The 10787-nt window shown below is 64.0% G+C and carries 8 protein-coding genes and 1 pseudogene; 1 reads left to right on the forward strand and 8 read right to left on the reverse strand.

Annotation, left to right across the window (positions count from 1 at the left end; all coding sequences use genetic code 11):
- Positions 1-89, reverse strand: a pseudogene (locus AWB65_RS37425) (succinate dehydrogenase, cytochrome b556 subunit); the annotation flags it as partial.
- A 195-nt stretch (positions 90-284) separates the two neighbouring features.
- Here AWB65_RS37425 and AWB65_RS33265 point away from each other — a divergent pair.
- Complete coding sequence (locus AWB65_RS33265) at positions 285-1181, forward strand: LysR family transcriptional regulator (RefSeq protein WP_087671062.1); 897 nt, start codon at positions 285-287, stop codon at positions 1179-1181.
- Between the two features lie 8 nt (positions 1182-1189).
- Here the strand turns inward: AWB65_RS33265 and AWB65_RS33270 are convergent, their stop codons facing one another.
- From AWB65_RS33270 to AWB65_RS33300, 7 genes are all read right to left on the reverse strand, one after another.
- Positions 1190-1588 carry a hypothetical protein gene (locus tag AWB65_RS33270; RefSeq protein ID WP_087671063.1) on the reverse strand — a complete coding sequence of 133 codons (399 nt, stop codon included), beginning with the start codon at positions 1586-1588 and terminating at the stop codon, positions 1190-1192.
- A gap of 25 nt (positions 1589-1613) precedes the next feature.
- The gene (locus AWB65_RS33275; RefSeq protein ID WP_087671064.1) at positions 1614-2570 is read right to left on the reverse strand and encodes a DUF2950 domain-containing protein; all 957 of its coding nucleotides are present in this window, start codon (positions 2568-2570) and stop codon (positions 1614-1616) included.
- A 68-nt stretch (positions 2571-2638) separates the two neighbouring features.
- Complete coding sequence (locus tag AWB65_RS33280) at positions 2639-4153, reverse strand: DUF3300 domain-containing protein (protein WP_235008028.1); 1515 nt, start codon at positions 4151-4153, stop codon at positions 2639-2641.
- 106 nt (positions 4154-4259) lie between these two features.
- Positions 4260-6356: a site-2 protease family protein gene (locus AWB65_RS33285; protein ID WP_087671065.1), complete on the reverse strand. Its 2097-nt coding sequence runs from the start codon at positions 6354-6356 to the stop codon at positions 4260-4262.
- Positions 6356-7696 carry an efflux RND transporter periplasmic adaptor subunit gene (locus tag AWB65_RS33290; protein ID WP_087671066.1) on the reverse strand — a complete coding sequence of 447 codons (1341 nt, stop codon included), beginning with the start codon at positions 7694-7696 and terminating at the stop codon, positions 6356-6358. The genes AWB65_RS33285 and AWB65_RS33290 overlap by 1 nt, the downstream gene beginning before the upstream one ends.
- Complete coding sequence (locus AWB65_RS33295; RefSeq protein WP_087671067.1) at positions 7693-8469, reverse strand: efflux RND transporter periplasmic adaptor subunit; 777 nt, start codon at positions 8467-8469, stop codon at positions 7693-7695. The genes AWB65_RS33290 and AWB65_RS33295 overlap by 4 nt, the downstream gene beginning before the upstream one ends.
- Entirely contained in the window at positions 8450-10051 is a 1602-nt protein-coding gene (locus AWB65_RS33300) for a TolC family protein (RefSeq protein WP_087671068.1), read from the reverse strand. The genes AWB65_RS33295 and AWB65_RS33300 overlap by 20 nt, the downstream gene beginning before the upstream one ends.
- Positions 10052-10787 lie beyond the last annotated feature (736 nt).

Here is a 10787-nt window from a genome sequence, read left to right on the forward strand (position 1 = left end):
TTGCCCGCCAGCGGCAGGCGATACTTCGCGAGTTGACCGATCCCGATGTTACGGAACTCGGGCCTTGGTTTTTTTACAGCTTCAGCCACGGCAGACCCCTTCTCTCTTCGATTGAGACGAACACGGCACCCCGCCGCCCCGCTCGTCGAGCGTGGCGCTTCCTATCAATGCATTCGGGGCGTGTTATAGGCGCGCAGTCTGCGCGATAGCGGTATTTTGTCGCGTAGTTGATATACTGTCCAATATCTATCGTGTCTTTCTGAAATAGGTTTTACAGATATCGCATGGAACTGCGCCATATTCGCTATTTTCTGGCCGTCGCGGAGGAGCAGAACGTGACGCGCGCAGCCGAACGGCTTGGTATCGGCCAGCCGCCGCTCAGCCAGCAGATTCATGCACTCGAAGACGAGATCGGTGTGCGCCTCTTTCGTCGCACCGGGCATGGCGTGGTGCTGACGGAGGCAGGCGAGGTTTTCGTCGTCGACGCGAAGCGAATCCTCGCCGACACCCGGCTCGCCGTCGAAAAAGCACAAAGCGCGGGTCGCGGCGAGATCGGGCAACTCAATATCGGCTTCACGGGATCGGCCGCGTTCAATCCGGTCGTATCGAGGCTAATACGCACGTATCGGCAGGCTTTTCCGAATGTGACGCTCACGCTCGCCGAAGGCAACACGGCACAACTGCTCGCGTATCTCGACGACGGGCGCGTCGATGTCGCGTTCATTCGGCTCGGCAGTCAATCGCCTGCGGGCGTGCAGTTCCATCACATCGCGATCGAGCCGATGAGAGTCGTGTTGCCCGCCACGCATCGGCTGGCCAGGAAGCGCAAGGTCGATCTGTCGGAACTCGCGGACGATCCGTTCGTCCTGCTTCCGCGCGAGGCAAGCCCCACGCTGCACGACGTGATCGTCGGCGCGTGCAGCGATGCCGGATTCACGCCGATCGCCGGGCAGCAGGCGCCGCAGTTGTCGTCGGTCGTGAATCTGGTCGCGGCGGAGTTCGGCGTCTCGCTCGTTCCCGCGTCCGTATGCCAGATTCAGGTGGAAGGCGTCGTCTATCACGATGTGGCCGGCAAGGGGATTTCGATCCGGCTCGCGCTGGCATCGCGGATCGAAGCGACGCCGGCAAAGACGGCCAACTTTCTCGAAACGGCTCGTCAGTTCACTTCGTCGATGCAGTGAGCGCGGGTTCACTGCTCGAATCCCTCTCCGGCCGCCGATACCATCGTATTGAACAGATTCACGCCGCTCTGTTCAAGCTTCGCGCAGGGGAACTGCGGCTCTCCGCATTCGAACCGCGCGGACAGTTCATAGGAGCCGTCGGTCAACAGTCGCTTGAGGACGACGCCATGCATCGTCGTTCTTTCGCCTTCCAGACGAGGCGACGTGACGATCGAATCCGGCAGTACTTGCGTGACCTGCATTCGCCCGACGCGGGGCAGCCACTCCTGAGCCGCCGTCCACATCACATCGCATTGTTTCGCGTTATGGCATACCGGCGCGGGAATCGAAACGACGGGTTCAGCGGGTGTGGTGAGGCAACCCGTCTCCAGAAAGACGCTGACGATGGCAAGAACGATCGCTTTCATGCCTGCTCTCCCAAGTTGAATTCCGCTACTGATTCACGATCTGCGAATCCGGCACGCGCTGCCAGCCTGCGCCCGGGTCGTAGCGACGCACGCGCGCCGCTTCGCTCGCCGTCTGCGGCCCGAAGTTGCGCTGATAGACCTTTCCGTCGTTCCCTCCGATGAACGTCATCACGCCGGTCTGTCCGTACTTCGCCGGCCACGCGATCACCGCGTAACCGCCGCGCATCGCAGCGCCTTCGAGGTAGTTACGCGTGCCGCCGGGCGCGTCGGGACCCTGTGCGGTCAGGATGCGGTATCGATAGCCGTGGTACGCCTCGTCGGGCGGTGCGTTCGGGTCCATCGTCGATGCCAGATCGCCCAGCGGACTTTCGGGCTCGCCTTCGGCCGCTGGCCAGTACAGGCCGTCCTGTTTGCCGGGATGGCTGATGAAGCGCTGCGCGTACACCGTCTCGCCCTTGGCCGTGGCGAAGTCGCGCTGCGCGTCGCCGATGGCGAGCACCGTCTGGATCGCCGCCAGTTCGTTGCGGCCGATGCGTCGCAATGCCACTTCGTTGCGCGCCTGATGGATGTTGAACTGCCAGCCCGCCGCCGTCCGCTCGATGGGGACGGGCAGCGTCCAGCCTTCGTCGCCCGCCTGGAGATGCGCCGTACCCATGCCATCGTCGACGATCTCGTGATGCTTCGCGTACGCGGCGAGGAAGGCGTAGACGTCGTCCATGTCGATCGTGCCGATCGGGATGAACTGCTTGTAGTCGGCGCCGAGGACTTTGCGCAGGGCGTCCTTGTCGTAGGTCGCGAGCGCCTGTTGCAGCGCGTCAGCGGCTGCTGCGGGGGTCGGATAGACGGCTTGGGCGCTGGCCTGAACTGATGTCAGCAAAATCACTCCTATCAGGACGAGACCACCGACGACACTTGACGCACGCGGCCATGCCGCCGTGCGTGGCTTTTGGAACATCGTGCTTTCCTGCGCGGACCGGTTCATGAGGCGCTCCCTGCATGAAAAATGGCGTGTGAGACGGAATCCAGGCGACGGTCGACGAATCGTCCAATCTAGTGACGACGATGACCACCGCCGCCTCCTCCTCCGATGTGCCCTCCTCCCCCGCCTCCGCCTCCGATGTGTCCTCCGCCACCGCCTCCACCGGCGCGCCCTCCACCACCCCCACCTCCGCCGCCGATGTGTCCACCACCGCCTCCTCCACCGCCGAGGTGACCTCCACCGCCCGCGGCAGCAGGCCGCACGCCACCACCCGCGCCGGCGTTGTTCTGCCGCCCGGCATTCAACCCGCCGCCCTTCGCATGTTCCGCGGCACGGCTTTGTTGACCGCGTTCGATGCTCTGCTTGCTGAGCTTGCCGTTCCCCGCATCGCGCAGCGCGTTATCGCGATTGACGGTCTGCGCGCGATTCTTGATTTCGTCGCGATTCCCCGCGCCAACGCCACCGCCACCGCGCGCACCGTCACGCTTGCCCGCGTCGCCGCCCTTGCGGATATTGCTGGCGCGATCGCTTGCCGATGCGTTCATGTTCTGCCCGGTGCGCTGGCTCAGCGTCTGCCGGGCCTGATCGCGTTGAACGTTGTCGCGTCCGCGATAAGCGCTGCGATCGGCAGCACCACTCGCACCGCCGCCTTTTAGCCTTCCGCTCGCCTGCATTTGATTGCGGTTGTTGATGGCATTGGTGCGGTTCCAGTTCGACGTCGTGCGGTTCGCGTCGATCCGGTGATTGACGTTGATGTTGTTATAGCGGTTGACGTTCACGTTGACGTCATGGCCGCCCCAGTCGCAGCCGCCCCACAGCGAATTCGTGATCGCGATGCCCGCGCCGAACGCGAGACCCGTCGCGAGCGCCGTGCCGACCGCGTATCCGGGCGGCGGCGGCAGATACGTCGGCGGATAGGTCGGATAGGGCCACGTCCCGTAAAAGGTCGTCGGATTGTAGGCAGGCACGTAGACGACCTGCGGATTGGCCGGCTGGATGACGATCGTCTGGGTGGTCTGCTGCACCTCAACCTTTTGCTGCGGTGAAGTCTTCAGGTTGCCGGCGGCGTAAGCCTTCTGCCGCAGACGCTGCACCGAATCCATCACGTCGCCGGACTGCGCAAGAAACGCCTGCCCGATCGCTTCGACCCAGTTCGGGTTTTGCGCCATCGTCGCGAGCGCCTGCGGGAAGGCGACCAGCGACTGCACGCTCGGGTCCCACGGCATCGAAGTGACGGCTTTCACGGCGTCGTCGCCCTTGAGGTCGGGATGCGCCTTCGACCAGGCCGCCGCCGCGACGACGTCGTCAGGGAACGTCGCGGCCATCAGCAACTGCGCGAGCAGCGGGTCGGGGTAGGCCGCGATCGGCGCGGTCAAGGCGTCGAGTTGCTGGGCGTCGAGTTTCGGAGCAGCGGGTGCTGCATCAGCAGGAGCGGCCGGGGCGGCGGCCGGAGGCGGTGGAGTTTGCGCAAGCGTCAGCGAACCGGTGCTGGCAATTGCGTTCAGTGCGAGGATCGCGCAGGTCGAGAGAGCGGTTGCAGCCGCCCTCGAAGCAATCCTGCCGACATACATGGTGCCCCGTTTCATGGTCTCATCCCTTTGCATTGATGCCGCCAGAACCAACGGTCGAGAAGGCGCTTGTCACCCGTGATGCAACAAAGTCAAACGCCTCGTTTTTGCAAACCGTCACCGCTCAAAACCCGCTCTCGCGAACAAACGCCGCGATCAAATGCGTCCCGCCTTCGATCAGCCAGCTCCGCCGATTGCCATCGATCTGCAACTGCCCGCGCGTTTCCCACAGCCCCGGCGGAGCGCCATCGAGTTGCACGAGCACATGGAACATCGGCGGATTGGGCGTCAATGCATCGCGCTCCGTGGTCACGGCCACTGGCCCCTTGAAGCGCGACGCCAGCATCGGATGCGCGAGTTCCCTTGCCCGAGTCGTATCGATCGCGATGACGCGGCCGTGTATCGGCACCGCCTGCCCTGTCGGATAGAAACGCGCGGCATCGCCGGGAGCGAGGCGCTGAACGTCGTCCTGCTTGACGTAGGCATCCACTTGCCAGCGGCCCGGATCAACGAGCACGCCGACCTGATCCTTCGGATTGATCCACTGCCCGGCGCGCCATTGCGGATCGACGTCCATCCACTTGCCCGCGAACGGCGCGCGCAGAATCAGCCGCGCGATCTGACTCTGCGCCGCCCGCGCTTCCTCGTATTGCACTCGCAAACGCTCACGCGTGGCCGCTTGCTGATCGAGTCCGCCTGCATCCGCGATCAGCCCCGAGAGCCGTGCTTCGTAGCCGCGAATGCCCGCCTCGCTGCCAATCATGTGCGACGCGATGTCCGGCTCGTCCATGACCATCAGCGTGTCGTCGGCGCGCACGTCGCCGACCGGATGGATCGTCTGGATGCGTGCGGGAAACGGCACGAACACACGCAACTGGCGTTCGGTCCGCGCGACGCCTTCCGCGTGAATCTGAGTGCGCCACGGCAATGCAACGAGCAGCAGAAACGCGCCCGCGATGCCGCACAACAGCAGCTTTCGGCTCGGCCGGATGCGGCTGCGCTGGGTCCACCAGTGCTTCAGTTCGCGCGTGATGGGCATAGCGATGAACCACGTCACTTCGACCACGAACAGAAACGCGCCAAGCAGCTTGAAGAAGAACAGATACACTGTGACGGCGATACCGAGAAACAGCACCAGCCGATAGATCCACGTCATAAATTCGAACGCAACGAGCATCCGTCGATGCGACGTGCTGAAGACCTCGGGCCAGTCATCGTCGAGGCCGAGCAGCGTGCGCCGGATGCTCACGCGCGCGAGCGCCGAGGCGCGTTGATGCAGGTTCGGAAAATCGAGCAGGTCGGAAAGAATGAAGTAGCCGTCGAAACGCATGAACGGGCTCGCGTTCAGTGCAAGAGATAGCACCCAGCTCGTCGTCGCGAGATACAGCAACGCGTTGCGCAATGGGCCGGGATCGCTCAGCGCCCAGCCGAGCGTCGCGAGACCGGCGAGCGAGAGTTCGCAAAGAATCCCCGCCGATGCGATCGCGAGCCGCTGCCGCGAACTGCGCAGCTTCCAGCTTTCGCCGGTATCCGTGTAGAGCATCGGCCACAGCACGACGAACGCGATCCCCATGTGCGCGACCCGCAAGCCGAGCCGCGTCGCGACGAGCGCGTGCGCCAGCTCGTGCAGCGTCTTCGCTACCGCGAGCGCGAGCGCGAAACTGAGCAGGCCTTCAGTCGAGAACGATTCGACGACGGCGCCCGTGAACGTGTCCCATTGCTGCAAGACGAGCACGATCCCCGCGAGACTCAGCAACACGACGACGATCGCCGTGACCGGACTGAAGAGCCAGTCGAGCCGCCGCGCGACCACCGTCAGGAACCGTTGCGGACGCAGCAGCGGAATCCGGAAGAACAGGTAATGATGCAGCCACCAGCGCCACGTCAGCCAGCCGCCGCTTCGGTTGCGCTGCCGCAGGCGCGCGAGCGCATCGGGCGTCGGCCTCAGCAGTTCGTGCTGTTCGAGAAAGCGCCGGAAGTCGAGGATCTGCGCGAGGTCCGGGCGCAGCGCGGTCTCCTCGTTAATCTCCTTGCAGATCTGCGCGGGCGGCTTTTCCCAGCGCGCGAGGCATTCGAATTCCAGCCAGCCCACGCGATAGAAGCGGTTGAGCACGGTGTCCTGGATCATCCAGGACGGCTCGCCATCACGGCCGTTCGAAGCCTCGCCGAGACGCAAGTCGTCGCGCAGCGCGGGCGATGGCAGGTTCGGATCGACTGGCATCACAGCCCCGTCCAGGCGCGCACAGTGGCAAGCGGCCGGCGCAGCAGGTAGTACGCGAGGCTCACTTCCTTGCCGTACAGCTTCGCGGTGCCGTGCAGGCCGAGCCGCGCCTGTGTGCGCTCGCCATCGACGCTCGCGAGCAGCCGGTACGCGACGATGCCGTCCTCACTCGCCTTCGCCTGATAGCTGGTCTCGATGATCTTCCCGTGCAGCGGCGCGAGCGGGTAAGCGGTGAGATAGAGCGTCACGTCGGCGCCGGGCTCGAGCGCGATGGCGTCCGCCACGGCGAGCTGGATCAGCATCGCCGGCTTGGCGGGATCGGCGAGTTGCAGGATGCGTTCGCCCGTCACGACGGGTTTACCGATCCAGTCGTTCGGGTCGCTGAACACCGCGACCCCGGCCTCGGGCGAGTAGACCTGCGTGCGGCCCAGTTGCGCCCGTACCGCCGCCAGTTCCGCGCGGCGCTGCTCGGCGACGCTGCCAAGCACGGTCAGTTCGTTCTTGCTTTGCGGGTTGTCGAAGGCACGCTGGCTTGCCGCCATCAGTTCTGCGTCCGCGACCGCGACCTGCTTGCTCAACACTTCGACGCGGCTTTTAAGCGACGTTTCGTCGAGTGTGAACAGCAGTGTGCCGACGCTCACCGCCTGATTGGGACGCACCGCCATCCGTTCGATCACGCCATCGATCGGCGAGCTGACGATGCGCGCATCCCGCGAGACGATTTCGGCGGGCGCCAGCACCGTCTGCCTGACCGGGACGAACAGCAGCATCGCGACGAGTGCCAGTGCGCCGATGGTCTGACGGCGCGTCGGGCGCCAGACCAGACGCCGGCGGCGCCGCTGGAGCGCGTCCCAGCAGTACGCCCACGTCTTGATGACGCCCTGCATCATCGGGGGAAGCGTCTCGGCGGGACGTTCGTCGAGCAGGACGAGCAGCAGGCCGAGCCGCCTTCCGCCCGCGTCGTGCATCGGCACGCACCAGACGCCTGCGGGCCACCATTCGGCCCAGCCGTCGGCAATATCCGGCGGCGGCTCGACTTCGCTGCGTGCGATCCATTGCGGCTCGTTGCCCGTCAGTTGCGACGCCACCCAGCGGCTCGCGCGCTGCAGCCACACCAGATACGGCGAATCCTCCGTCGGCTTCGCGAGGCCGGAGATGCAGAGCAACTCGAAGCGCTTGCCGTGATCGGCGAAGACGAGCGCCTGCCGGAAATTCAGCAGCGAGTGCGAGTCGTTCGCCATCGAGAATGCGAGCGCGTTCAGCGAATCAGCGGCAAGCGCCCGGTCGCGTAGCGCGTCGAGAAACAGCAGCAGTTGGGGATGGGGAAGCGGCTGGTTCATGGCGACGCCGGAAACCGCGCGATTCCGCTCATGCCCGCGACCAGATCGGGATGTTCGCCGTCGAGTTGCGCTTCGAGTTCGACTGTCTGCGCGACGGCATCGACTCTCGCGTTGACGGCGCTGACATGCGCGGGATACGTTTTGCCCGTCTCATGGATCGTGATGTCGAGATGCGAGCCTTGTTTCAACCGCACCATCAGCGCGGACGGCACGTTCAGGCGCACCTTGAGCGCGCCGTCGCCGACGAGGTCGAGCATCGGCGTACCGGCGCTCACGGTCTGATAGTTCTTCACATACACCTTCGCGATGCGTCCGCTGAACGGCGCGATCACCCGGCAATAACCGAGCTGCGCGCTCGCGAGCGATAGCGCGCCCTGCGCCTTCTCGACTTCGGTAGCGGACATCGCCACTTCGATATCGCCGGCGGCTTTCAGGTCGCGCAGGCTCTTTTTGCCGGTCAGGTTCTGCCGCGCCATGTTCAGCTCGGCCTTCGCAACGTTCGCGCGCGCCTGCACTTCCGCGCAGTTCATCTGCGCGAGGACCGCGTTCTTCGCGACCGGCTTGCCGAGCGTGGCGTGCAGATCGGTGATCGTGCCGTTCATCTGGCTCGAGAGCGTCGTTTCGACGTTGGGTGCGAGCAGCACGCGGATCGCGTTGGGGTCGTCGGGGGTATCGCCGGTAGAAGGCGACTTGGCAGCGTACGCCACCGACGCCGCGACGATCAGCGCCAGCGCAACGCAAGCCGACGCGCGCTCATTGGAGGACCGGCGCATTGCCACCTCCGGGTGCGGCGATCTGCGAGGCGGATGCAGGCTGATCCGGCGTTTGCGACATACCAGGCGGCTCTTCGCTATCCAGTTGCCATTGCTTCTTTTGCTGCATCAGCACGGTTTTCTCGATCTCCTGCGCGAGCGTCCTGACGTCATCCTTTTGAATGGTGTCGGGCATCACGTCGAAGCCGATCGAATTGAAGAGGCGTCCCCACGCGGCCTGCGCGTCGGAATACGCGGCTTCGCGTTCATAGCGCGACAGCAGATAGCGCCCTTCCGCGCGGATCACTTCCAGTTCCGAGCCGAACGACGTCTTGCGCGCGGCGCGGGCATAGTCGAGAAGGCTCGTATCGACGCGCAGGCTTTCGTCGGCGAATTCGACTTCCTGAAGCGACAGCCGGTAACGCAGCACGCCGACGCGCACCTGCGTGAGAATCGCCATCGAAAGCGCGAGCCGACGCAAGTCGTCGGTTTTCGTCTGCGATTCCTGCTGCGCATTGAGCGCCGGAAGCTGCAGGAGCCTGAACAGATTGACCGACACGCGCACCCCGGCGGCCGCCCAATAGTTGTTGTAGAGAAAATCGTTGGAATCGTAATTCGTGCTCAAGTCGATACCGATGTTCGGCCAAAGTTGCGCCTTCGCGATCTTCAGGTCGTTCTCGCTCACGCGCTTGCGATACCACTCCTCCATCAATTCGGGGCGGTATTGGAGCGCCATCTGCTCCAGTTGCGGTTCGGGCGTCACGACCGTCGGCAGCGCGCCTTCCTGCGTATCGGCGAGCACGAGCGGCGTGCCGGGCGGCAGCGACATCAGCGCCGAAAGCTCCGACTGCGCGAATTCGAGATCCTGGCGCCGGATCGTGAGAAGCGACACCGCATCGAGCAGCGCGCGCTGGTACGCGAGCACTTCCTGCTTCGGCAAAAGCCCTTTGTCCTCGGCTTCGCGGGCCGCCTTGATCGCCGCGTTTGTGCGCTTGAGCAACTCGTCGACCTGGGGCTTGAGGCGCTGCGCGGCAAGCGCGCGCCAGTACGCGTTGCGCACATCCTGCAACACGTTCTGCGCGACCTTGCGACGCCGCTCTTCGGCCATCAGGATCTGGTCGGAGCGCTGCTGCGTGCGAAAGTACGCGACGCCGAAGTCGAGCAGGTTCCAGGTAAGCCCGAGGTTCGCGAGCTTGTGATAGCGCTGCTCGGACGTGGACGGCCGCAAACTGACCTGCCTGTCCTCGATGCCGACCGACGTGCCGCCCGAATCGTTGCTGCGCGCCGTATATCCCGCCGATGCCACGAGCTGCGGCAGCATTTCATTGGACGTGACATCGCGCAGGTTGGCGGCGAGTGCGCTCTCCATCAGCTTGAGCCGATAGTCGAGGTTGTACTTGAGCGCGCGGGCTGCCGCTTCGTAGAACGTGATCGGCCCGGTGACGGGTTCCTGTGCGCTGTACATCGAGACCTGATCGTCGACTACGCGCTGGCGGACTTCTTCCCTCGTCGTCGGCCTGGGCTCGAGTGACGAGCAGCCGGTCAGCGTGAGCATCGTGCAGGCGACTGCCGCGCTCAGAGCCTGCGCCTCGCGTTTCTGCATAACCTATCCTTTTGGGTTTGACGCTGGCGCTTCGGGCGGTTTTTTCCACCGCTTGACGCGCTTAGGCTCCTGTGGAACTTGTTTTCTTTTCGGTTTATTCGCTCTGCCCCTGTCCGGGGCGGGACTCACTTTCTTTGCACTAGGTTTTACGCTGGCGCTTGGGGTGGGTTCCTTTTCAACCGTTTGATGCGCTAGGGCTCCTATGGAACCTGTTTTCTTAGCGGTCTATTTGCTCTGCCCCTGTCCGGGGCGGGACTCACTTTCTTTGCACAAGGCTTGACGCTGGCGCTTGAGGTGGGTTCCTTTTCAACCGTTTGATGCGCTAGGGCTCCTATGGAACCTGTTTTCTTAGCGGTCTATTTGCTCTGCCCCTGTCCGGGGCGGGACTCACTTTCTTTGCACAAGGCTTGACGCTGGCGCTTGAGGTGGGTTCCTTTTCAACCGTTTGATGCGCTAGGGCTCCTATGGAACCTGTTTTCTTAGCGGTCTATTTGCTCTGCCCCTGTCCGGGGCGGGACTCACTTTCTTTGCTGCTGCAAAGAAAGTAAGCAAAGAAAGCAGCTTCCAACCGCCAGTGCTAACGATCCATCACTCGCATAAGAACAGATTGGCGCTGGAGAGTAAGTGTCGCCCTCATGGTAGAACCGGGCTTGGCTCGCGGACCCACTGTGACAACGCGCACTTCCTCTGAGTGGTATGCGCTCCGTTTGGCTCCGTCCTCGCTTCGCTCCGACGT

Source organism: Caballeronia humi (genome assembly GCF_001544475.1).
GTDB lineage: Bacteria > Pseudomonadota > Gammaproteobacteria > Burkholderiales > Burkholderiaceae > Caballeronia > Caballeronia humi.

What these genes read in the sequence shown, in the direction of transcription:
- AWB65_RS33280 (WP_235008028.1), bottom strand. Translation starts at nt 4,153, where the DNA reads ATGAAACGGGGCACCATGTATGTCGGCAGGATTGCTTCGAGGGCGGCT.
- AWB65_RS33285 (WP_087671065.1), bottom strand. Translation starts at nt 6,356, where the DNA reads ATGCCAGTCGATCCGAACCTGCCATCGCCCGCGCTGCGCGACGACTTG.
- AWB65_RS33295 (WP_087671067.1), bottom strand. Translation starts at nt 8,469, where the DNA reads ATGCGCCGGTCCTCCAATGAGCGCGCGTCGGCTTGCGTTGCGCTGGCG.
- AWB65_RS33300 (WP_087671068.1), bottom strand. Translation starts at nt 10,051, where the DNA reads ATGCAGAAACGCGAGGCGCAGGCTCTGAGCGCGGCAGTCGCCTGCACG.
- AWB65_RS33290 (WP_087671066.1), bottom strand. Translation starts at nt 7,696, where the DNA reads ATGAACCAGCCGCTTCCCCATCCCCAACTGCTGCTGTTTCTCGACGCG.
- AWB65_RS33275 (WP_087671064.1), bottom strand. Translation starts at nt 2,570, where the DNA reads ATGAACCGGTCCGCGCAGGAAAGCACGATGTTCCAAAAGCCACGCACG.
- AWB65_RS33270 (WP_087671063.1), bottom strand. Translation starts at nt 1,588, where the DNA reads ATGAAAGCGATCGTTCTTGCCATCGTCAGCGTCTTTCTGGAGACGGGT.
- AWB65_RS33265 (WP_087671062.1), top strand. Translation starts at nt 285, where the DNA reads ATGGAACTGCGCCATATTCGCTATTTTCTGGCCGTCGCGGAGGAGCAG.